Source organism: Methylotetracoccus oryzae, from assembly GCF_006175985.1.
In the GTDB taxonomy this organism is placed as follows: Bacteria; Pseudomonadota; Gammaproteobacteria; order Methylococcales; family Methylococcaceae; genus Methylotetracoccus; species Methylotetracoccus oryzae.
This window is the reverse complement of sequence record NZ_SRSH01000016.1, coordinates 83,648-105,889: the sequence shown is the minus strand read 5'-3', so window position 1 is coordinate 105,889 and position 22,242 is coordinate 83,648. Positions and strand designations below refer to the sequence as shown.

General features: G+C 64.4%; 17 protein-coding genes. 10 read left to right on the top strand and 7 right to left on the bottom strand.

Going from position 1 to position 22,242, the window contains the following annotated elements:
- The first annotated feature begins 56 nt into the window (after positions 1–56).
- Genes BWR02_RS15810 through BWR02_RS15795 form a run of 4 tightly spaced genes read left to right on the top strand, consistent with a single transcriptional unit; the run spans position 57 to position 7,571 of the window.
- Complete coding sequence (locus BWR02_RS15810) at positions 57–2,306, top strand: acyl-CoA dehydrogenase (RefSeq protein ID WP_139558892.1); 2,250 nt, start codon at positions 57–59, stop codon at positions 2,304–2,306.
- A complete protein-coding gene (locus BWR02_RS15805) occupies positions 2,306–3,691 on the top strand; it encodes an acetyl-CoA C-acetyltransferase (RefSeq protein WP_139558891.1) in 1,386 nt (461 codons plus the stop codon). Before BWR02_RS15810 ends, BWR02_RS15805 begins: the two co-directional genes overlap by 1 nt.
- Positions 3,688–5,694 (top strand): 3-hydroxyacyl-CoA dehydrogenase NAD-binding domain-containing protein, encoded by a 2,007-nt coding sequence (locus tag BWR02_RS15800; protein ID WP_139558890.1) that lies wholly within the window; start codon positions 3,688–3,690, stop codon positions 5,692–5,694. The genes BWR02_RS15805 and BWR02_RS15800 overlap by 4 nt, the downstream gene beginning before the upstream one ends.
- Positions 5,691–7,571 carry an AMP-dependent synthetase/ligase gene (locus BWR02_RS15795; protein WP_139558889.1) on the top strand — a complete coding sequence of 627 codons (1,881 nt, stop codon included), beginning with the start codon at positions 5,691–5,693 and terminating at the stop codon, positions 7,569–7,571. The genes BWR02_RS15800 and BWR02_RS15795 overlap by 4 nt, the downstream gene beginning before the upstream one ends.
- A gap of 35 nt (positions 7,572–7,606) precedes the next feature.
- Here the strand turns inward: BWR02_RS15795 and BWR02_RS15790 are convergent, their stop codons facing one another.
- A complete protein-coding gene (locus tag BWR02_RS15790) occupies positions 7,607–9,928 on the bottom strand; it encodes an alpha/beta fold hydrolase (RefSeq protein ID WP_139558888.1) in 2,322 nt (773 codons plus the stop codon).
- A gap of 343 nt (positions 9,929–10,271) precedes the next feature.
- Here BWR02_RS15790 and BWR02_RS15785 point away from each other — a divergent pair, with 343 nt between their 5' ends.
- Both BWR02_RS15785 and BWR02_RS15780 read left to right on the top strand, forming a co-directional pair.
- On the top strand, positions 10,272–10,676 hold the full coding sequence (locus tag BWR02_RS15785) for a hypothetical protein (protein ID WP_129883849.1): 405 nt from the start codon (positions 10,272–10,274) through the stop codon (positions 10,674–10,676).
- Positions 10,677–10,680: 4 nt separating this feature from the next.
- A complete protein-coding gene (locus BWR02_RS15780; RefSeq protein WP_139558887.1) occupies positions 10,681–11,172 on the top strand; it encodes a hypothetical protein in 492 nt (163 codons plus the stop codon).
- 10 nt (positions 11,173–11,182) lie between these two features.
- On the opposite strand, the gene BWR02_RS15775 is transcribed toward BWR02_RS15780, so the two are convergent.
- The 6 genes from BWR02_RS15775 to BWR02_RS15750 all read right to left on the bottom strand — a co-directional run bounded on the left by BWR02_RS15775 (position 11,183) and on the right by BWR02_RS15750 (position 18,923).
- Positions 11,183–12,961, bottom strand: a complete 1,779-nt coding sequence (locus tag BWR02_RS15775; RefSeq protein WP_139558886.1) for a mechanosensitive ion channel family protein — start codon at positions 12,959–12,961, stop codon at positions 11,183–11,185.
- Between the two features lie 32 nt (positions 12,962–12,993).
- Positions 12,994–14,076, bottom strand: a complete 1,083-nt coding sequence (locus BWR02_RS15770; protein ID WP_139558885.1) for a hypothetical protein — start codon at positions 14,074–14,076, stop codon at positions 12,994–12,996.
- A gap of 41 nt (positions 14,077–14,117) precedes the next feature.
- Positions 14,118–15,128 carry an Lnb N-terminal periplasmic domain-containing protein gene (locus BWR02_RS15765; protein ID WP_236102310.1) on the bottom strand — a complete coding sequence of 337 codons (1,011 nt, stop codon included), beginning with the start codon at positions 15,126–15,128 and terminating at the stop codon, positions 14,118–14,120.
- Positions 15,129–15,139: 11 nt separating this feature from the next.
- Positions 15,140–16,990, bottom strand: coding sequence for an esterase/lipase family protein (locus BWR02_RS15760; protein WP_162560189.1), 1,851 nt, complete (start codon positions 16,988–16,990; stop codon positions 15,140–15,142).
- A 275-nt stretch (positions 16,991–17,265) separates the two neighbouring features.
- Positions 17,266–18,096, bottom strand: coding sequence for a DUF3313 domain-containing protein (locus BWR02_RS15755; protein ID WP_139558882.1), 831 nt, complete (start codon positions 18,094–18,096; stop codon positions 17,266–17,268).
- Positions 18,097–18,299: 203 nt separating this feature from the next.
- A complete protein-coding gene (locus tag BWR02_RS15750; RefSeq protein ID WP_139558881.1) occupies positions 18,300–18,923 on the bottom strand; it encodes a transporter family protein in 624 nt (207 codons plus the stop codon).
- Positions 18,924–19,358: 435 nt separating this feature from the next.
- Here BWR02_RS15750 and BWR02_RS15745 point away from each other — a divergent pair, with 435 nt between their 5' ends.
- The 4 genes from BWR02_RS15745 (at position 19,359) to BWR02_RS21485 (ending at position 22,211) form a co-directional block, all read left to right on the top strand.
- The gene (locus tag BWR02_RS15745; protein WP_139558880.1) at positions 19,359–20,678 is read left to right on the top strand and encodes a hypothetical protein; all 1,320 of its coding nucleotides are present in this window, start codon (positions 19,359–19,361) and stop codon (positions 20,676–20,678) included.
- A 240-nt stretch (positions 20,679–20,918) separates the two neighbouring features.
- Positions 20,919–21,392, top strand: coding sequence for a hypothetical protein (locus BWR02_RS15740; protein WP_139558879.1), 474 nt, complete (start codon positions 20,919–20,921; stop codon positions 21,390–21,392).
- Positions 21,393–21,443: 51 nt separating this feature from the next.
- Positions 21,444–21,950, top strand: a complete 507-nt coding sequence (locus BWR02_RS15735; RefSeq protein WP_139558878.1) for a hypothetical protein — start codon at positions 21,444–21,446, stop codon at positions 21,948–21,950.
- 138 nt (positions 21,951–22,088) lie between these two features.
- Positions 22,089–22,211 (top strand): hypothetical protein, encoded by a 123-nt coding sequence (locus tag BWR02_RS21485; protein WP_268921420.1) that lies wholly within the window; start codon positions 22,089–22,091, stop codon positions 22,209–22,211.
- The last annotated feature ends 31 nt before the right edge of the window (positions 22,212–22,242 follow it).

Genomic DNA, 22,242 nt, shown 5'->3' with positions numbered 1-22,242 from the left:
ATTGGGAATAGTCCAATTACTGTGAGTATCCAATCACTGCGCCCGAGGTGCAGTCCATGGCCGCCATCCACAGGCCGCGCGTCAACTCCCGTGTAGCCCCCAAACCGCATGGCTCGTTGCTGTCCCGGATCTTCGTGCGCCCCTGGCTGGCGACGGTGCGTCGCGGTATGCCGTCCCTGTCCGCAACCGAGCGCGAGGCGCTGCAGGCCGGAAGCGTCGGCTGGGAAGCCCTGCTGTTTCAGGGCCGTCCGGATTGGCGGGCGTGGCTGGCAGAGCCCGCTGGAACGCTGACCGCGGAAGAACAGGCCTTCCTCGAAGGGCCCGTCGAGACCTTGTGCGGACTCGTCGACGACTGGGCCGTTACCCGGAATCTCCATGACCTGCCCCCGCCAGTCTGGCGGCTGATGAAAGAACAGGGGTTCTTTGGGCTCGCGATCCCGAAGGCCTACGGCGGACGCGAATTCTCGCCACTGGCCCAGTCAGCGGTCGTGGTCAAGATCGCCTCGCGCTCGCTGTCGGCCGCCGTCACCGCGATGGTACCGAACTCCATCGGTCCGGCGAAGCTGCTGCTGCGCTACGGTACCGACGCGCAGCAGCGCCATTGGCTGCCGCGACTGGCCAGCGGGCGGGAGATTCCCTGCTTCGCGCTGACGGGCCCTACTGCCGGCTCGGATGCCTCGGCGATCCCCGACACCGGCATCGTCTGCCGGCGCGACGGACGGCTGGGCATCCTGTTGAACTGGGACAAACGCTACATCACGCTGGGACCGGTCGCGACCGTGTTGGGGCTCGCCTTTCAGCTTCGGGATCCCGACCGGTTGCTGGGCGATGCGGAGGGCATCACGCTGGCCTTGGTGCCGGCCGATACTCCTGGCGTCGAGATCGGACGACGACATCTGCCGCTCGACCAGGTGTTTCAGAATGGCCCCACCCGCGGCCGGAATGTGTTCATCCCGGTCGAGCAGATCATCGGTGGCCCCGACTACGCCGGACGCGGCTGGTTGATGTTGATGGAAACGCTGGCCGGCGGACGGGCGATCTCGCTGCCCGCGCTGGCCGTGGGCGCCGGCAAGCTCTGTGCGTTGACGGCCGGCAGTTACGCCGCCGTGCGCCACCAGTTCCATCACCCGATCGCCCGCTTCGAAGGCGTCGCCGAACGCCTGGGCCGCATCGCCGGCAATGTCTGGCTGGCTGAAGCCGCTCGGCATGTCACCGCCACGGCGAATGGCCGGGGCGAACATTCGGCCGTCGTATCGGCGATGCTGAAGCAGAATCTGACCGAGCGGATGCGCGTCGTCGTCAACGACGCGATGGATGTACTGGCCGGCAAGGGCATCATGCTGGGACCCCGGAATCTGCTGGGCCGCTTGTACGAAGCCGTGCCGATCGCGATCACGGTCGAGGGCGCGAACATCCTGACCCGTGGGCTCATCGTCTTCGGCCAGGGCTCGGTCCGTTGCCACCCTCACCTGCTAGCGGAGATGGATGCCGCCGCGACTACCCGCGAAGAGGCCGGCGAGACAGCCTTTGCTGCCGCGCTCGGCGCGCATCTGCGCTACGTGCTCGGGACCCTCGGACGCGTGCTCGGTGCGGGCCGGTTCGGATGGATGCCGCCCGGGCCGGCGCGGGCGCACTACCGCTCGATCAACCGGCTCAGCGCCGGCTTCGCGCTGGCCTCGGAAGTCGCCCTGCTGACGCTGAAAGGCACGCTGAAGCGGCGTGAAATGCTGTCCGGGCGCCTGGCCGACGCGTTCACGCACCTGTTCCTGGCCGCCTGCGTGCTGAAGCGCTTCGAGGACGCCGGGCGACCGGAAGCCGAGCGCCCGCTCGTCGACTGGTGCTGCCGGCACTGTCTGGCGCAGACTGAAGCGGCACTGGACGGCGTGATCGCCAATCTGCCGCACCGCGGCGCGGCCATGCTGCTGCGCCTGCTGATTCTCCCGTTCGGACGCCGCTGCGCCGAACCCGCCGATCGCCTGACGCTGCAGTTGGCCGGCCTGCTGACGAACCCCGGACCGCTGCGCGAACGACTGACTTGCGGCATCTACCGGCCAAACGGCGCGGGAGACGCGTTAGCGGTGCTGGAACGCGCGTTTGCCGCCAGCATGGCGGTGCAGGACGCTGAGCAACGGCTGCAACGAGCCGTGCACGAGGGGCGGCTGGACCGCGCCGACAATGTGGCGCAGGCGGTCGCGAGTTCCATCCTGACACCCGCTGACGCCGTATTGATCGAACAGGCTTCCCGGGCTGCCCGTGAAGCCGAGCGCGTCGACGACTTTCCGCCGGATCTCGGCCAGGAGGCGTGATGGCCGCTGGAATCGAAACGCCACGACAGACTGGGCACGACACCCCGGTATACGCAATCGACGGGGCCCGGACGCCTTTCATCAAGGCCCGCGGCGTCCCTGGCCCCTTCACCGCCGCCGATCTGGCCGTAGCGGCCGGGAAACCGCTGTTGCTGCGCCAATCCTTTCCGGCCGCAGCGCTCGACGAAGTGATCCTCGGCTGTGTGATGCCCAGTCCGGCCGAAGCCAACATCGCGCGCGTCGTATCCCTGCGCCTGGGCTGCGGCAACAGCGTCACCGCATGGACCGTGGGCCGGAACTGCGGGTCCGGCCTGCAGGCACTGGACGCCGCGCGGCAGCGCATCGCGTCCGGACAGGCCGACCTCGTGCTGGCCGGTGGTGTCGAAGCGATGAGTCAGGCCCCCGTGTCCGCAGGCCGCAATCTGCTGGCCTGGCTGGGACGCTGGCGGCAGACCCGGGGCTGGCGCCGCATACGCCTGCTGCCGCAGTTCCGATGGGTCATGCTGCAGCCGACGTTCGCGCTGCCGCGCGGCCTGACCGACCCGGTCACGGGGCTTTCGATGGGCCAGACGGCCGAGAACCTGGCCTTCCGCTTCGGCATCACCCGCGAGGCGATGGACGCGCTGGCACTCGCGAGTCACCGGCGGCTGGCCGCCGCGCAGGACGAACACCGCCTAGTCGAGGTGCAGACGATCTACGACGCGGCAGGGAACGCCTACACGCAGGACGATGGACTGCGCCGCGACACGGATGCGGCCCGTCTGGCCGCGCTGAAGCCGGCTTTCGAGGCTTACGGTCTCGTGTCGGCCGGCAACAGCGCGCAGGTCACCGACGGCGCGGCGTGGCTGTTGCTGGCATCGAACGCGGCCGTCGAACGCTACGGACTGCCGGTCCTCGGCCGCCTCGTCGACTGCCGTTGGGCCGGTGTCTCCCCGGCCGAGATGGGACTGGGGCCGGTCCATGCGGTACCGCCCTTGCTGACCGCGCACGGGCTCACGCCGCAGGACATCGATTTCTGGGAAATCAACGAAGCCTTCGCGGCCCAGATCCTGGCAGTTCTGGCCGCCTGGCGCGATCCCGACTACTGCCGCGACGTGCTGGGCCTCCCCGCGCCATTCGGCGAAATCCCAGCCGACCGGCTCAATGTCGACGGCGGCGCGATCGCGTTGGGCCACCCGGTCGGCGCGAGTGGCGCACGCATCGTGCTGCATCTGCTCGACGTGCTGCGCCGCAACGATGCCCGGCGTGGCATCGCGGCGCTGTGCATCGGCGGGGGCCAGGGGGGAGCAATGCTGATCGAGCGGACGAGTTTGAACAGCCCGAAAGCCGCGGGAATGCCCCGGACAACCGTCCGTCGCCGCACGGCACGCGGAGGTGGAACATGAACTGGCAGATCGAACGCGATACACACAACGTGGCGTGGCTGCATCTGAATCAGGCCGGCTCCGGCACGAACGTGCTGTCGCAGCCGGTGCTAGCCGAGTTCGATGGAATCCTCACGGCACTGCGCGACGCGCCGCCGACCGCGCTGATCCTGCTGTCGGACAAGCCTAACGGATTCGTCGCGGGGGCCGACATACGCGAACTCGCCGCCCTGCAGAGCCCGGAAGCGGCGCGGGAACTGATCGCGCGCGCCGACGCGATTCTGGCCCGGCTCGAAGGACTGGGTTGCCCGACGGTGGCGATGATCCACGGCTACTGCCTGGGTGGCGGTCTGGAGCTTGCGCTGGCCTGTCGCTACCGAATCGGCCGGGACGATACCGGGACGCGCCTAGGACTGCCGGAAGTGCGCCTCGGCATTCATCCCGGTCTCGGGGGCAGCGTGCGTCTGCCGCGCCTCATCGGCAGCTTGCCGGCACTGCGTCTGATGCTGGCGGGCCGGCTGGTCGGTGCTCGCGAGGCGTTGCGCCTCGGCCTGGTCGACCGCATCGCGCCGGAACGCGCGTGGCGGCGGGCTGCGCTCGACCTGGCACTGCGGCCTCCGCGGCCGCACCGAAAACCGTGGCTCGACCTGCCGCGTCCACTACGCGGTATCGCGGCCGGATACATCAAGCGGCAGACGGCGGCGCGGGCCAATCCGGCGCACTATCCAGCGCCGGCGGCGCTGATCGATGTCTGGGCGCACGAACCGGCGGACTTGATCGCGGCGCTGGCGGCCGAAGCGCACTCGATGGCCGACCTGCTGTTCACGCCGACAGCGCGGAATCTGATGCGGCTGTTTACGCTGGAAGCCCGCCTCAAGGCCTATGCGAAGGGCAGTGCTTCCGGGGTGCATCACGTGCACGTGATCGGCGCCGGCACGATGGGCGCTGCCATCGCCGCGTGGACGGCGCTCCGCGGCTACACGGTCAGCTTGTCGGACCAGAATCCGGCCGCGCTGGGACGCGCCGTCCGCGAGGCCGGCGAACTCTTCACGGCAAAGCTGCGGACGGAAGTCGAGCGCACCGCCGCCTGGGACCGGCTGATTCCCGATGCGGCCCAGGCCGGACTCGGCCACGCCGATCTGGTCATCGAGGCGATCGTCGAGAATGCTGAAGCGAAACGCAGCCTGTTTGCGGCCGTCGAAAGCCGGCTCAAAGCCGACGCAGTGCTCGCCAGCAACACCTCGGCGCTCCCGCTGGCGATGATCGGGTCGGCGCTGCGGGATCCCTCGCGGCTCGTCGGCATGCATTTCTTCAACCCGGTCAGCCGTGTGCGGCTGATCGAGGTGGTCTCGGGCGAACAGACCCGCGAGGACGTCCACCGGCGCGCGCTCGCCTTCGTGCTGGCCATCGACCGTCTACCCCTGCCGGTCAGGAGCAGCCCCGGCTTCGTCGTGAACCGCTGCCTGCTGCCGTATCTGATGGAGGCCGTGCTACTCGAGTCGGAAGGCATTCCAGCGACGCTGATCGACCATGCGGCCACCGCTTTCGGCATGCCGATGGGGCCGCTGGCGCTGGGCGACCTCGTCGGTCTGGACGTATGCCTGGATGTGATCCGGGAGCTGTTTCCGGCGCGCGTCCCTGCCCGACTGCAGGCGCTGGTCGAGGCCGGCAAGAAAGGTCTCAAGAGCGGCGAGGGCTTCTACCGGTACCGCGGCGGCCGGCCCGTGCGTAGCGACTCCCGTCCCGAATCGCCGCCGGCCGACCTGACCGACCGCCTCGTGCTGCCGATGCTCAACGAGGCCGTCGCGGTGCTGAGCGAAGGGCTGGTCGGCGACGCCGACGATATCGACGCGGGCATGGTCTTCGGCGCCGGCGTGATTCCGCATCGGGGGGGACCGATGCAATACCTGCGGGAACGCGGCGAGTACGACGTGCGGCAAACCCTGGAACGGCTGGCCGCCGTGCATGGGGAACGCTTCGCACCGCACCCGGCGCTCGCACGGTCGCGAGCGGTCGCAGCATGACCGCACCCCTCGACGCCCGTGTCGCGGTGGTTACCGACGCGATTCCGGCCCAAACCGCCGCCACGCTGACGGGACTGCTGCGGGAACGCGCAGCCCGCACGCCCGATGCGATCGCCTACCGGTGGTTCGACGATGACGCCGGCCTGTGGCGCGCCATCGACTGGCACAGCGTGGCCCGGGAGGCTGCGCGACGCCAGGCCGTGCTGAAGGCGGAAGGCTTGCGGGCCGGCGACCGTATCGTCACGCTGCTGCCAAACGGGTTGGAATGGGTGTTGTTCGATCAGGCCGCACTGGGCATCGGCCTCGTCACGGTGCCGCTGCCCCCGAAGAGTTCGCGGGACTTCGTCCGTTGGGCCGTGGAGCGTGTGGGTGGGCGGTTGCTGCTGGTCAATGCCGTGCAATGGATGCAACTGTCGGAACTGCGGCGTCAGTTGCCGCCCGTGCTATGCGTGGGCACGCCACCGGCGGAGACGCTGCCGGTCAAGACGCTCGCCGAGCGACTGCCGGATCACTGCCCCCCGCTGATCACGGACGGTGGCACGAGCGATCTCGCGACGATCGTGTTCACATCGGGGACTACCGGATTGCCCAAAGGGGTCATGCTGAGCCACTGGAACCTGCTGTCGAATGCCGCGGCCGGGTTGGTGCGCGAAGCGGTTTTCCCTGATGATCTGTTTCTATCGCTGTTGCCGCTGTTCCACACGCTGGAACGAACCGCCGGCTATTACCTGCCGCTGATGGCCGGTGCCTGCGTAGCCTTTGGCCGTGGCCCCGCCCGACTCCGAGAGGATATGGAGGCGCTGTCCCCGACGATCGTCGTGACCGTGCCGCGCGTGCTGGAACGCATGGTCGATGCCCTGCGGTCCGGCGGCCGTGTCAGGCGCCGGCTGTTGGCGCTGACCAGCCGCATCGGTTACGCGTGCTTCGAACACCGACAGGGCCGGAGAGCGTATCCCCCCGGCGCGATACTCTGGCCGCTGCTGCGGGCACTGCTCCCGCGCCGCCTCCGACGGACCTTCGGCGGCAGGTTGCGGCTGGTTGTGTGCGGCGGTGCCCCGCTCGCGGCCGACACCGCTCGCACGCTGATCGGCCTGGACGTCCCGATCATCCAGGGCTACGGCCTGACCGAAGCCTCACCGGTCGTCAGCGTCAACGCGCTCCACGACAACGACCCGGACAGTGTCGGGCGCCCGCTGCCGGGTACCGAGGTCAGGCTGTGCCCGGACGGCGAGCTGCTGGTGAGGGGCCCAGGCGTGATGCAGGGCTACTGGCAGGAGCCGGACGCGAGCGTTCGCGCCGTCGATCAGGACGGCTGGCTGCATACCGGCGATCTGGCCCGGCTCGTCGAGGGGCGCATACATATCGTGGGCCGAATCAAGGACATCATCGTGCTGTCGACCGGCGAGAAGGTGCATGCGGCACAACTGGAACAGGCGATCACGGCCGATCCCCTGTTCGAGCAGGCGCTGGTGCTCGGGGACAGGCAGCCCTGTCTGGCGGCGCTGGTCGTACTCGCCAAGACGGCATTGCCGCCATCCGCTGCGCGGGCCGATCCGGCGGCCACCGCAGGATCGGCGGACGCGACGAGGCAGGACCACTTGATGTCGAGGCTGGCACGACGACTGGCTGGATTCCCGGAGTACGCTCAGGTCCGCAAGGTCATCTGGCTCACTGAGCCGTGGACGGTGGAAAGCGACTTGCTAACCCACACGATGAAAGCGCGGCGGGGAAAAATACTGGCGCGTTACCAAACGCTGATTGACCAGCTCTACGCATTACCCGACGACAGTCAAGCCAAGCCTTCATCCGACTTCGTCGACTCGCGGGCCCGGCGTGACCGCCGGGGACATCAGCGCTCCGGCCCCGCTTCCGTGTAAGTCTTAACCAGACCACACAAAGGCCGACGGGCCGATCAGCGCTCAGTCATGCAATGCGGTGTCGGGGGCACGAGTCCCCGCGCCTCGAGAAACGCGTCGATGATCCGCCAGGCGCCACCGATGTTCTCCATGAGTATCCCGTGGCGGACCGCGGGCACGAAGGCAGCCTGTTTATCCGAACTACCGAGCCAGTCCAGCAACGGCTCCACACTGTCGGGCAACACGACCGGATCGGCGTCGCCGTGGAGCAGCAGCACCGACTGGGCGATAGCCGCCGCGGTGCGCTCCAACTCGGCGATGAGTCGCCTCAGCTCGGCCAGGGCCCTGATCGGGACACGGCGATAATTGATGTGGGGATGCTCCGACGGATTGACCACAGATGGCTTCAGCCCGCCCGAACCCGAGCCCCAGCTGAGCAGTTCGTTGCCGGCTGCCACCAGCGGCACGAGCATCAGCACCGGGTTTCTGAACTTGACCGGTACCGCCACGGCGACCGCGGCACTGATCGTCTGCGGATACTGCGCAGCGAGCAGGAGCCCAAGCGCACCGCCCGTCGAGAACCCAACCACGACAATACGGCTGCAGAAGGCGTTCAAGATACGCAGATTGCGCTCGACCGAGGCATACCAGTCTTGCCAGGAGCGCTGCTGGAGGTCCCGCGGCGAGGTCCCGTGTCCCTTCAGGCGAACGCCCAGAACCGTGTAGCCGCGCCCCAGCAAGTAGTCACCATAAGCGGCGAGTTCCGCGGGGCTGGCGAGCAAACCGTGAATCAGCAGGACTCCGAGATCGCCGGGCCGCTCCGGGAAGCGGAGAAACGGGGTGGCATCGGCAGTGGCGGTCTCCTCGGCGTCCACCGCGGCATCGCGGGGCTGCGGGCGATGGTCCCGGCTCCATTGCAGCGCACGGCATTCGTCATCGAAACACCACCGTGCAAGCGCCTGATCCGAGAGCCGATCACACTGCTCCCGGATCTCCGCCAGCATGGCACCGACTTCCGGCAACGGGGCCACCTCGTTGGCGTACACGGCGATCAGATTCTCCATTCGGATCGCGTCGCGATCCTGCTCGGCGGCGACCTTGGGCAAGAACCGCAGGGTCTCGCCCTCCATAGCCAAGAGCCCTGCTGTCGTGGCCATGGCAAGGAAACCTTCGAAACGATCCCCCCGGCCTTGCAGCAGCCCTTCGTAGTCTTCCGGATTCAGCAGGCTGCGATGCAGATTGATGTGGGGGCAGGCCTGCAGGTTCTTGATCGCGACATACAGGGTCTTCAGGAAACAGCCCCGCTCGACTGACGTCTGTCCCGAGCGGACCGCCTGCATGATCAGTGCCGACGCCAGGTGACTCAGATTGATCGTCGTGGAGCGGTAGATGTCCGCCATGTATCGGTCGCGGATGACGGACGCATACTCCTTGAAGCGGCGTGTCACCAGGCGCGCCACCAGCCCCCTCGGCGCCTCGAAACCGTCGAACACTTCGTCGAGGCTGGCGGGTGGCTGACGCGGCACGTCGGCCAGCCAGGCAGGTCGGCGGAACGCGGCGTCATCGACGACGATCGGCGGCGCGAGACGCAAGTCCATGTCGGTGTCCCGCAGCAGGATGTTGCCCTCGATCGTCAGCTCCTCGACCTGCCGCAGACTCAGACCCTGCGAGAACAACTCGACCAACTGCCGCAGCCAGTTGTCGGACGAGCGGATCGGATAGAACGTGATGCTCCCGGGCACGATCGAGGTCGGCTTCATCGCGACCGCCAGCAAGGATCCGATGCCGTCGAGCTTCAGGTCTTCGCTCCACCGGGCCAGCAATTCATGCTGCCGCCGCGCGTAGGCACTGCGGATCGCCGCCTTGAACGCCTCGATACCCTGGGCCAGAACGGCCGGCCCGGTGTGCTGTTTGCGGTAGCGTCCGGTCGACTGCGAATAGATGCGGTAGTGGCCACGGCTGTCCACGACCCGGCGGTCCTTGACCATGCCGCCCTCCGGAAAGATCACGACCTTGCGGCCCCTCAACACCTGCGTGGCGAGTAGCGGAAACAGGCGCGGATGATCGGTAGGCACGACGCCGACCCGGCTCAGGTAACGGCACAGCAGATCGTCGTCCCGGAAGAATTGCGGAGCGGCAACGGCACAACTCAATGCGCCGGTCGCCTCGTAGATCAGATACTGCGGGATGAAGGTTTCGAAGCGCGAGAAATGGTTGAAAACAAAAATGTCACCTGGCCCAAGCCGGTCTTCACCGCGCAGTTGGATGTCGACACGCAGGAATTTTCGGATGACACGAAACACCCGCGCCGACCAGTCATAGAGGCCGGTGTCGATCGCGTAGTCTTCGGGCGAAGCGTATGCCGGACTGGATACCATCGCAGACCCTCATCGCGTGGGGCACGCGCGAAACGGTTACGCACGTTAGACTGCAAAACGCGCTTCGCGTTTAGCGCTCCCGCCGGCGCTCGACGGCGGTCACGCGGCGCACAGGCACCCTTCTGCCCAGGTGCACAGGCTATATGCAACGCACAGGCAAGCGAGTGACGGTACGCAGGACCGGGCATGGCTACTCCCTTTGACAGTCGGCGATCGGGGGACTGGCTCCGTCGGGGCTGATCTCACGTTCGCTTTCCAAGGACCCGGCCGGCCGGGTAACATCGCGATTCATGCGGGACGCGCCGATGCGAAGACCCGTGACCGGAGTAGGGAACAAGACGCTATGACAAGAATACCCCAGGGATTTCACGCCTCGTCGGGCATCCGGTTGAGCGCTGCACTGCTGGTGTTCGCGGCGCTACTGTCCGGCTGCGGCGACATTTACCTGGATGCGCCCCGCGGTGCGCAGGTGAACTTGATGCCGGCCAAGAAGCCGGCGCAGATCCGCGACGAACAGGTCGTCTGGTTCAAGTGGTGGGGGAACGAACCCTTCCACGAGCCCGAGACCCATGCCGCGACGATCATCGAACGTTACCACCTGACAGAGGCCCGGATCCGCATGGTCAATACCTTCGCGGACGGGTTCATCAGTTTCTTCAGCGGCCCCGTCGGATTTCCTCGGCGCACGCTGGTCGTCGAGGGAAATCCCGGACCGACGGCCGCAGCGACACCGACCCCCAAGGAGTAGCACGATGCGCCTGATTTCTTGCGAGTCCAGTCGAAACTTGCAGCGCGTTGGCTTGCTGGCGGCACTCGCGCTGGCCTTGAACGGTTGTTTCGTGACGCGACTGGAGGCGCCCGACAACCAGACGGTACGGTTACTCCCCAAGGATGAGCTCGCTCGTTACCGCACCGAGTACAAGAACTTCTACCTGCTCTACGGGGCGTTGCCGTTATGGCCGGTACAGCCGTCCGAGATCATCGCCAAGGAACACCTGGTCGAGGCACGGGCGCAAACCCGTGATACCGTTTCGGACGGGGTCATCACGGCAATCAGCATGCTGTTCCCGATCTCGGTTTTCACGCAGCATGTCGTGGTCGAGGGAAACCGCGCCGGTGATCTGGCCAGGGACCGGCTCATGCGCCACGATCTGGACCGACTCAAACCCCCGAAGACCGTGCCCGATACACAGGCCCCCGGGCCGGGTGATGAGGTGGCGCCCGCTCCCCCCGCGGCGCGCTGATTCTGCCCGCTCAAGCCGGTGGGGTCAGGTGCTCTTTGCACGGCAGGCTTTCGACGTGCAGGGTCTGGGTAGGGAACGCGAAACGGACACCTTGGGCCTCCGCCAGATTCAGGATCGCGAGCATGATCCGTTCACGCTCGGCGAGTTCGGCCAGCCGGTCGGGCGCACGTAAGAGGCACTTCACCAGGATATCGAGGCTTGACGGTCCAAAGTCGTAGAAGGCCACCTGGATATTGTCCTTGCGTACGTCGGGGTTGGCAGCCAGCAATTCCCGCACGGCGAGCACAAAGGCCTCGAGCTTGTCGGGCGGCGTGTCGTAGGTGAGTCCAAGGACTGTCTTGATCTCGCGGCGGTGGCGCCGGTCGAAGTTGTCGATCGTGCTGCTGACGAGCTGGCTGCTCGGTATCGTCACGAGCGAATCGTGGAACGTCCGGATTCGCGTGCTGCGGAAGCCAACGTCTTCGACGGTTCCTTCGACACCGTCGACTTTGATCCATTGGCCGATGGAGAACGGCTTTTCCAGCATGATGATCACCGAGCCGAGCAGATTCGCCAGCGTCTGCTGACCCGCGAGTGCGACAGCCAGGCCACCGACCCCGAGCCCGGCCACGACCGAGTATGCGGGTAGACCGATCTGGTCCGCGCCGACGATCAGGATGGCTATCGCGGCGATGATCGTCAGCAAACGCAGGCCCAATCGAATCAATTGACTGTCGATGCTGCTGGTCCTCAGCCGTTCGATCGCGATGACCCCTTCCGCGATGGCGGACCCGAGCACCCAGACGAGCCAGGTCGCGCCGACAAAAAACAAGGTCCACAAGGACAGGGTGAGGGTCTTGCCGACGACGCCCGACACTTTGAAGACTTCATCGAGGATCACGGCTGCGGTGGGTGTTACCAGCATCAGCGTGATCGGGCGCAGCAGGCTGCCCAAGTTCGCGCCGCGGCCACCGTTATGTCGCCACCTACGGCGGAGCCGGTAAGACAGTTGAAAAAACATCAGCGCGATCCCGAGCACGACCGCGATCCCTACCCAGCGCCACAGTGGCTGTTCCAGGAACGGCGACAGGGCCCACTGCGGTAAGGCGAGAAACCAACGTGGCGGCACCCAGGGTTCTAGCGCGAGAGCCACTCCGGTTGGGCTGTAGGCGGCCAGGCCGTACAGCCCCTCGGAACTGCCGGGCTTGTAGGGCAGATGCTCGATGCGCTGATAGAACTCGGGAATGCGGGTGACCGTCTCCGGTCCGAAGAGGTATTCGCCGGCTCTGATCCCCGTGTCGATGCGCGTGATACGAATCTCGGTGCCGGGCAGCGTCCAACGCTTGAATTCCGCGTTGGCCATCGCGGCGGCATCGGGTACTGCCTCGAGGGGTGGAATCGGGATGCGATCCAGGACCTCCTTCAACTGCATCGTCAGTCGATGGGCCGACTGCGTCACCGTGGCCGGCGGCAGGCTGCTGAAATCGAGCGCACGCTCGGCCAAGCGCAACATGTTTTGACCCAGGCGGATGGTCGCCATTTCCTCCGAAGTCGGAAACAGCCGGGGAGACGCCAGGTAGGCGCGCACGACCATGTAGCCGTCCGCGTACGAGCGGTTCATGAAGTCGATGAAGCTGTGCAGGGTTGCCCGTGGACTGGAGGTGTCCACGGATGACAGGGGGTAGCTGTTGGTATCCGACACGTCCTCTGCGTGGACAATCCCGGGCGAACACGCCCACAGCCATAAGCACAACACCCAGCGCACTGCGCCGCGGTAGCGGTCTCTGGGCGGTACGGTGAACTGGAGCATAAAAGAACCTCGATGCCGGAAAGGGCTTGAATCTAGCGCAGTGGAATCGTCAAGGCGGGTGAAATGGATTTCGCCGCTCCCGCCTGCAGCCGGAATAGCTGTGTCAGCAGCATGAACGTAGATTTCGATTCGAGATCGTTGTCGGCGATGTAGAACCAGCGGCCGCGGTACGGAATGGAGAGAAAGGCGAGGTCCGGTCGGTCTTCGCTCTCCCGAATGTGGAACAGTTTGCCGCCCAGTGTGTGCCGCCAGTCGAATTCCGCTCCGCCCGCGCCGCGCGTCACCGTCACGAGCCCGGCCGACTTGTGGGACAGGGGCGCATCGACGCTGTGCGACAGCAGGAAAAAGATGCTCATCAGGGACCGTGTGCGGATCGAGACCGTGTCCGGGTCGTGCCGCAGAAATTCGCCGCTGAGGCGGTAATTCTCGAGCGTCGGATCCAGGCCGAGCAGTTGTTTGATTTCCCGAATCGCGTCGGCGTGTTTCGCGTCGGACCGGATTTCCAGCCGGGGCTCTTTGCCCTCCGAGTCGAGACGCGGGATGATCAGGTGCTGGCCGCGGACCTCGTCCAGCAGGCGCATGAGCCGCCGAAAACCACCGTCGTGCTCGGGTGCCAGATCGGGCGTCGGACCGGACGCGGAGGGCGCGTTCTCGAGTCCGTTGATCCGCTCCACGCACAGGCCGAATACCCGCCGCGGGTTCCAGCCGGACTCCGACAACGCGAACAAGGCTTCCAGCGGGATCGGACTCAGCACGCTCTTGACGAAGCTCTCACCTTGCAGCGGGGCATAGGAGATGGTCGGCTGCGTCGAGTAGCCGGCGCTGGCGCTGAGTTGCAGGATGTCGCTCGCGCTGCCGCTGAGCCCGAAAGCCGTCTGATCCAGACCGCCGGTCATTTCCAGCTTCAGCGTCGCGGCCACATTCGAGACATCAAGAAAATAGGTCGGGTCGCGATAGCGCAAACGCACCAGGTTCTGCACGAACTGCTCGTTCATGCTGGCATTGATCGCCTCGTTGTACAGCGGGTGCGTGCCCTTCAGGCCGTCAGGGCCGAAGGAATGACAACCGTCGAGCAGTACCGCGAGCGTCATGAACAGCAGTGGTTGTCGCTTCACGAACACGGGGGCCATCCGAGTTGGCACAAGGCGGGCGATCGTCAGGGGCGGGTGGCCATACCGTCAGCCGCGGCCCGGATCCGCTGCGAAAAATCCGGAGACTGGTCGGCTGCCTGGGCCGCGGCATTGATATGAGCGCGCTGCATCAGTTGCTCGAACGGAATACTTGAGTCGAGACGACCGCTTTCGTACGCATATTCCGGAGCGTGGCCGCTGGCGAGAATCTTCCATGAGTACGGAAGATGACCCGGATTCATCGCCGTGTGCGCAAGGATCATCGTCGTGCAGTTGGTCGTCAGCGTGTTATAGAACCGCGGATGATCTCGCAAGGCATTCATATCGCGCAAGTAATCCACGAAGACGCGGCGTGTGTTCTCGATTGGCCCCGTGAGTCGGAACAGGTAGACCTGCTCCGGCGGATCCTTGCGGTAGTTGGTTCGGACCCGGATCAGGTCGCGCTCATCACCGGCGATGTATACGAGTTCATACTGACGGAAGAATCCGGGCAGGGTCGCGTAAGGTTTCGTGCGGTCCTTGCGCGCCTCGATCGAGACGGCCAGGTGTTCCTCGCCGAAGCCGAAGCTCACGAACAAATGCGCAATGTCGGGCCCCATCCAGTACGAGGCCAACAGGTCGGCCCGGTCCAGGCGCCGCAGGTCGAAGGTCCGGTCGTAATAGGCCGGCGTGAAATCCGTTTCGCTGCGGTAATCGAAATTCCGGATGTTGTGCACGGTCACGAAATCGCCATCGAAGGTCGCGTACGGTAGCACGGCGACTTCGGGCTGCCAGTCGCGGTCATTCGACGGCTGGGTACCGAACCACAGCGCCAAGGCAACCGCGAACAGCGCGCCGAAGCCGCCCAGGGCCCACCAGCGGGTGCGGCGCACGACCAGTGCGCTGATCACCGCGCCGCTCAGCACTCCAAAGATGCCGGCGGCGACGGTGCGCGCGGATTGCGAGCCCGGCGCCAGATAGTAGACGGCCAGGGTGCTCCACGTAAGGGCGATGGCCAGGGCCAGGCCACACAGGGCCCAACCCGCCGCCACTGCCACGTGACCCCGCCTCATTGACGCGGCGCCGCCAGGTGCTCCATCAGGATGCGCCGCACTTCCTCGATTGCCTCGGGGGTCGATTGCACGCTATGCCCGGAGTCGACGACCAGTTCGGACACGGCCTCCGGTATGTGGGCGCTGCGGTACGCGACGACACCGTCATCGCCCTCTTCCTTGGGGCCACCGCCCTTCACCGCGATGATCGAATGCGCCTTGATGCGCCGGTCGACCGGAATCGCCGCGAGCATCTGAATCCCGGGATTATCCGGGTTCATGTTGTCGATGGCGTTGGGCGGGCGGCGCAGGAACTGCACCAGTTTCTCATCCCCGCTCAGCGTGGCCGCCTGCGAAGCCCGACTGAACAAATCCACCGGCAGCGTGACCAGCCAGGCCGCGACCGCACCGATCCGGCCCGTGGCGAGCAAAGCGCCGTGGTGGGGCGTCGACATGAACACCACGCGCTCGACGAACGGCAGCGGGGTGTAGAAGAACGAGCGCTGCAGCAAGGCCCGCGTGTCCGGATCGACATTGATCTGGTCGAGTGGCTTGTCGCTGATGCGGTCCCAGAACCGGGTACCGCTGTCGATGGACGTCAACTTGGTCAACAACCCGCCCTGACTGTGACCGATCACGACCATACGGTGCAGGGCCGCATCCGTCCCCTTGGGATCGAGCTCATTGAGCGTATCCGCCAGCGCGACCCGCAGGCGGCCAGCCGAATAGGGAATGGGGTTACCGGAATCGTAGAAGAATACCCAGATCTGGTAGTGCTCCCGGATTTCGGGGTCGCCTTCGAGTTCATTGACCAGTTCCGCCCAGCGCGCCGGGCTGGAAGCCGTGCCGTGGACCAGTACGATGGGGATCTTGCCGCGCCGGTAGGGATGGAGCGTGAACAGACCGTCCTGTGCCCGGTCCTTCGGAATCGAGCCGCGGAAGGCCCCGTTGCGCAGGAAACCGGCGATTTCGAGGTCGTAGATCGGGTTGCCCTCCAGTTGGAAGGCGAGCGCCGCGGTCGGGTCGGATTCCAGACGCTGCTGTCGTCCGTCGACGGAGACCGTCGAGACCTGATCCGCGGCGTACAGTTCGAGGCGGCCCGCAATCTGGCCGCGCGCCAGATCGCTCCGGGCATGTTCGAGGCGCAGCAAGGCGGTTACGGGCACCTTCACGCGGGCACCGAGTCGGTCCGCGCCGGGCAGGTTTGACGCTGCCTGGCCGGCGGCGAGGCTCGCGGCCAGCGGTGCGCCCAGACCGGGACTGTGATAGCGATTCCGCAATCCGCGGACTTCCAGCGTCGTCGTCGGGACGAACCGATCGAGCTTGTAGCCGCCCCAGGTCATCCCGGACGGATCCAGGCTCACGCGCAATTGGCCGAAGGGCAGCGGATAAACGCCCGGCTTCAGGTGGACCTCGTCGCCGTCGCGACCATCCGCGAAACCGTGAGCGACGGCCTGGTTGTAGAGGTCGTAGGTCTGCCGGTAGCGCGGATCGGCCGGGTCGAGCTGGGGTCCCGCTCCATCCCCCGGAAACAGCAGGGCCCAGGCATACACCGCCGACGCGAGGAACCAGCGGCGGTCGTCGGTACGCTGACCTTGCAGGAAGGACAGTTCGGCCAGCGCGAACAGGCGATCCTCGTCATCCGCGCGCTTCAGATTGCGGTGCAATTCGGCCAGCACGGCCTCGGGTTGCTGGCCGAACCGGTCCAGCAGCCCCTGTCGCCGCAGCACCGTCTTGGACGCCTCGGAGGGTTGCTCGGCGGACAGCGCGCTCTCGTTCTGGATGCTGTACGCGGTGGGAATGTCGACCGGCTCGACGCCGACCGGCGTGGCGCACCCTGACATGAGCAGTGCCACAGCCACGAGCACGCTGGAACATCGTGCGGTTCGGGACAGAAGTCGTTTCCAATTCAGCGGAAGTACCATGCAGCGGAGTTCCTATGATGAGTGAGTTGCCGTTCGATGCATCATGTTACTGAGCGGCGCTTCGTTCCGTCCTGCCGACTGGAGAAACGACCTATTCCATCGGCTTGTGGCATTTGTCGCCGTTTGCATGTGACTACCATTGGCTGTTCCACGAACTGCCAAGCGAGACACTGCGCAAAGGCTCGCGCGCCGGCTTACGATGGCGTGTGACGTCCCGCTTAGGCTTTCGGCTGGATGCCTCGGAGAGCGGCCAATCGTTTCGCCAGTAAGCTGGACCATTTGTCGAACGCGTTCTTCGCGTATGTCCATTGCTGGAACGAGTTCAGGTAGCCGCTGGCCCAGGTTTGGGCCGAACCAACGGCGCCCGAGTTCACGTCGGTCGCAAATTTTCGCCCGATCTCGGTATCGCGGCATTCACCGATCACCGCACCCGAGGCCCCGTCGCGGAACTGAATTTCCATGCCGGCTTCCCCGAGATAGGGCGTCGATCCGACGGGACGACCGGTCGCAACCCCGGAACCCGCCTCGGCCACGAAGCCATAGGGCGTCAAGGTTCCGGCCATGCTCAACATGACACCAGTGGGCACGAGGTCCGTCAGAGCGATCTTCATGACGAGCACCTTCGGGCCGGCCACGTCGACCACTGGCATCTGCGGCGCCAGTGCCGTGACCAGCGAGTGGTGAAAGTAATCCGTCAACGCCTTCAGGTCGGTCGGATCGATCGTCTGGTTACCGCCCGTGGGTTTGCTGGCGGCGAGCGAGACGACAATGCTGGACACCATAACGTTGTCGAAGGCTTTGAGGTCGACGGCCATGTCGCGCCAGCACTCGATCCCCTCGACAGCGGCCGAGGGTTTCAGGCGGGAATAGTCGCTTAGGAACCCACTGCGGGTGTAGTGGCTGGGCTCCGTTACCGTAATGGCCGTCCCTGGGCCCATGACCGCCTGGTAGGTTTGGCACCCGGAGAGGGCAATCGCGTTTGAAAGCAGGATGTACGCCGCAACAATCCGCAAGCTTAATCGGCTAGCCTCGTGTTGGTTGAGGGACATGGGCGAGTCCTTGATGAAACTAAAGGCCTATTATTTTCTCAGCTTGGTCTGTTGCTGTCATGATTCGTTGATTCTCCGGGTTGCGGTCAACTACTGCCACAATCGACAGCACCTCTCCGGGTGTGTCAACGGCGTGTGCAGACCTTAGTCAGCGTCTCGGCTGCATCGGAATCTAGCCAAACAGGTTGGTAGACCGGGCATCTTCAAAACGAAACGGCAAGTCCCAGCATGCTGATCGGCTGCGGGGTAAAGCGCGTGGTTCCGCCGCTCACCTGTCCGTAAACCGCCAGCCGGCGGTTGACCGTCCAGATGAACCCGGCGCCGACCGCATTCTGACGTGCCTGATCGAACAGGTTAACGGGCAATCTTGCCTGGGGGATACGGGGAAGCGACGCGGCATTGTAGAAACCGTGGATAAACAGCGCGAAGTCCTTGCTGAAGAAGTCCCGCTGCAGGGCCCATTGGAAGCCAAATTCCCAGACGTTCCGCCCGGCACTATCCTGAAACCGCGTGGCACCGAAGTTGTACTCCAGATCGATCTCGTAGGGTAAGGACTGATCGAAGTTAAACGTGAAGGACGGCTGGGTTCCGCCATCGAACGGGGCGCTGCCAAGCCACTGCGTTTGGATGTACGCCTCGAATCCGGCGGCCGGAATGAAATACGCCTGTTTCTCCAGCCACAAGTTGATCTTGGTATCGAAGGCGATCGGCGAAAAGCCCCAGGTCTGATGGGGGCCACCGAGCCAACTCGGTCCGTTGCCGAACAATCGCAACTCGATGTCGTCCGTCACGCCATAGCGCAACAGGAACTCGGCGTTGTACTGCATTCAGGGATTCTGCGGTGGTTTCCGCCGCTTGTCCATTGACGGTTAAGAGGGGCAGCAGGAATATCATCATGCCGCCTTTGCCACGCATGGTAAGGGTTCCGCTGTTGTTCAATCGCATTCTTGGAAGTTGCGGATTTTCCCGGCTTCGGGGTCTTTCGCATCACTGCCATGGGGTCCATACCCATGTGCTCTCCAGCACACAGGTAGTATACGATGTCGCGGTCGAATACTCGCGCCGTGGGCGTGAGGTGGTGGCCAATCGCCAAACGGCCGTGTTTCCGTCTTCGCGCTTGAAGCCTTACCCGAGTTTTCGATAGTCTCCCATGTTGTACCTCTCGATTGTCCGCTCTTCCCGAAACTCAACCATGCTCTTTGTCAGGCGCCGCGCGTGCCACGCCAAAGCGCAGCGTGGCTGGCCACAGTGGGTCGCCTGAGGTGACCCGGCGCCTCGCAGTCGCGTTGGTGCTAGTGTCATGGATACGCCCCTGCACCTCCGTCGATATCGACACCCCCTACACGGACGTTCTGGACTACTTCAAGCAGACGAAATTCCACGGCACGATTCGCGCGTACTTCTTCGAACGCGCCTACACGAAACCCGATGTCCTGGATCAGAACGCCTTCAATTTGGGTGGTACCGTGGGTCTCGTCACCGCACCGCTGTACGGCTGGCAGGCAGGGGTGACACTGGGTTTTGCGAACAGTTTGGGTCTGAACCCGGAAGACTCAGCACGCGTCGACGAGACGCTGCCGGCCGGTACGATCTACATGCTGACCGAAGCCTTCCTGCAGTGGCGACAGAAGTACTTCACGCTGCGTGGTCCTGAGCAGATTATCGACACGCCCTGGATCATGCCGTCGGACTCCCGCATCAAGCCTTCGGCGTTTCGTGGCTTCTACGGTGAAGCCAGTCCTTTCGCCGATCTTGAACTGCTTGAAGACTGGACGGTCGTCGGATTGCGGGTATTCGATTTCAACGGGCGGGCGGAGAGCACGTTTACTCCCACGAATCTCTACATTCCGGGTCACGCGGGCGGGAGTCCGGTTGCTCAACTGGCCGGCGAGACCACCCCCGGCGCTCAGGCATTCGGGTTGAAATGGAGTAGGAAAGGCGCGCCGTTCTACGCGCAGATCTGGTGGAATCAGTTCTTTAATTTCTCGCGGCTCATGTGGGTCGATTTGAGCTACGTCCACAAGACAAAATCCAGATTCAATCCGATCTTCGGCTTCCAATTTGCCAATCAGAACGGCGACGGCGAGAATACCATCGCTACTTCCGGCATGGGCTCGGCGGGCGACACGCAGGCCGTGGGCGTTTTGGTGGGGGTCGATACGGATTACGTGCGTCTGACGGCGGCCTATAACGGCATCACCAGTCAAAAAGGGGCTTTTGCCAACGGTGATCTGTTATCGCCCTACAGCACCGGCTATGCGACCGATCCTTTATATACAACACAAATGATCGGCGGCATGATCGAAAAGCAATCCGCCGGGAGCGCGTTCAAGGTCGCCGCGACGTCCTTTTTTCTGGATAGTCAGATCAAGGCGATTCTGTCATACGCGCGATACTACATCATTCGGACCAGCGCATACACGTCGCAGCCAAGTGAAATCAACTTCGACGTGGCTTACAGCTTTTCGAAGTCCTCCACGCTGGACGGCCTCTCAATCAGAAATCGCTTCGGCGTGATGACCGGGAACCGAGAGGACGCCCACTTTTATTACAATCGTGTCCAGATCCAGTATCAATTCTGAGATGCTCTCGTTCAGCGCCAAAAAAAGGGATGACCAAACGTGAATAATGCAAGTCGAATCTTGTCCAGCGCTGTCGCGGCCAGTCTACTTCTAGCCTCCTGTAGCGGAACAGCGCCAACGCAAGGTGCGGTTTCGCTGAATGCACCCCAGAACCGTCCGTCGACCGCAGGGGCGGCGGATACCGGGACCGGCGTTGCCGGCGCCGTCCGCAATGCTTCCTTTCAGGGAACATTGCAGGCGATGAACCGCGTAAGCCGGCAGGCGACGCTGCTGCTGGACGACGGAAAAGTACTGGTCAAGGTCGACGTCGGCAAGGGCGCCGGCGATTTGGGCGCGCTGACGCCCGGAAGCCAGGTTTCGTTCACGTTACGCGAGCCGGTAAGCATCACCCGGGATCATTTCTTCCATCCCGAGACCGGTCACATCGTCAACCGCTATCCGCCGGGCAGCATGTCGGAGCGTGAGCTCACCAGTTCTTACCACAGTCGCTCGCCAACCGGTCACCACGGCAGCCACTGGGCGAAGACCATCGATGTCCCCGCGAAGGTGGTTTCGGTGGACGCCGACGCGCGAGTCGTGCAACTCGGCACGTATGACGGCCGGCACTTTGCGATCAAAGTATCGAATCCCAGAGTGAATCTAGCGGACCTATCAGCAGGAGAGCCGGTAGTGGCCCATTTCAAAGAGATCGACGAACTGTCTCTGGCCCACTAGTCGACACGGCAACCGTATCAGGCACAATCGCATTTTTCAGAGGACAACGCCATGAAGCGAGCACTGATCGCCGGAATCGCGGCGCTCCTTTCGGCCTGCGCAACGGACCGATATTCCACTTCCGTGAATCCTCAGGACCTCAAGGCTATCGCCCAGGAGCCTGTAGAGTCACTACCGGTTCAAGTAGCGGGGATCGACATCTGGGACTCTGGCGTACCTGGGCGAAGATTCAAGGTCTTGGGCATTATCCGTGACGTTCGTCGAAATGTCGGTTACGACCAGCGCGATTTTTACGACGATATCGCCACGATCACCCGGAAGCACCTTGGTGATGGTGCGATCATCGTTCTGCAGGATAGTAAAACCACGATCGAAACGGAAGATTGCGCATCCGGAGCCTTGACCCCCAGCGAGTGCGCTGACGAAAGCAGCGGAGCCTCTTACAGTCCCGAGGCCCCGGGCGGGGAGTTGACCATTTACAATGAAAACCGACGCTCAAATCAGGCGCCCCTGGAATACAGGGAATCCCATGCACTGGTCATCAGGTACATCCGTTGAAGCGCCCTCCCGACGCAGATTCGGAACGGCGTGGCTATGCCGGTTATCAACCCGGCTTTCTCGGCGTTAAATTTGAGGCAGGTTAAGACGGCGAACCAGTTGCATGAAATCGAGGCCAGTCTGGAGTGACCCGCCCGGTTGTTGTTCAACAGCTGCCTGCTGACCGTCGATGCTATTGCCGACCAGACGCCCATTCCGGCCGAGAACAATCAGACAGAGTTGGCCTCCGTGACGCTCGGTATCCAGTACGCTGTGAGCTAGCCGCAAGTGACGATGCTTAATAGGCAGAAAT

Coding starts and splice junctions, on each gene's coding strand:
- BWR02_RS15775 (WP_139558886.1), bottom strand. CDS start 12,961: ATGCTCCAGTTCACCGTACCGCCCAGAGACCGCTACCGCGGCGCAGTG.
- BWR02_RS15790 (WP_139558888.1), bottom strand. CDS start 9,928: ATGGTATCCAGTCCGGCATACGCTTCGCCCGAAGACTACGCGATCGAC.
- BWR02_RS15780 (WP_139558887.1), top strand. CDS start 10,681: ATGCGCCTGATTTCTTGCGAGTCCAGTCGAAACTTGCAGCGCGTTGGC.
- BWR02_RS15740 (WP_139558879.1), top strand. CDS start 20,919: ATGAACCGCGTAAGCCGGCAGGCGACGCTGCTGCTGGACGACGGAAAA.
- BWR02_RS15795 (WP_139558889.1), top strand. CDS start 5,691: ATGACCGCACCCCTCGACGCCCGTGTCGCGGTGGTTACCGACGCGATT.
- BWR02_RS15735 (WP_139558878.1), top strand. CDS start 21,444: ATGAAGCGAGCACTGATCGCCGGAATCGCGGCGCTCCTTTCGGCCTGC.
- BWR02_RS15805 (WP_139558891.1), top strand. CDS start 2,306: ATGGCCGCTGGAATCGAAACGCCACGACAGACTGGGCACGACACCCCG.
- BWR02_RS15785 (WP_129883849.1), top strand. CDS start 10,272: ATGACAAGAATACCCCAGGGATTTCACGCCTCGTCGGGCATCCGGTTG.
- BWR02_RS15750 (WP_139558881.1), bottom strand. CDS start 18,923: ATGCAGTACAACGCCGAGTTCCTGTTGCGCTATGGCGTGACGGACGAC.
- BWR02_RS15810 (WP_139558892.1), top strand. CDS start 57: ATGGCCGCCATCCACAGGCCGCGCGTCAACTCCCGTGTAGCCCCCAAA.
- BWR02_RS15755 (WP_139558882.1), bottom strand. CDS start 18,096: ATGTCCCTCAACCAACACGAGGCTAGCCGATTAAGCTTGCGGATTGTT.
- BWR02_RS15800 (WP_139558890.1), top strand. CDS start 3,688: ATGAACTGGCAGATCGAACGCGATACACACAACGTGGCGTGGCTGCAT.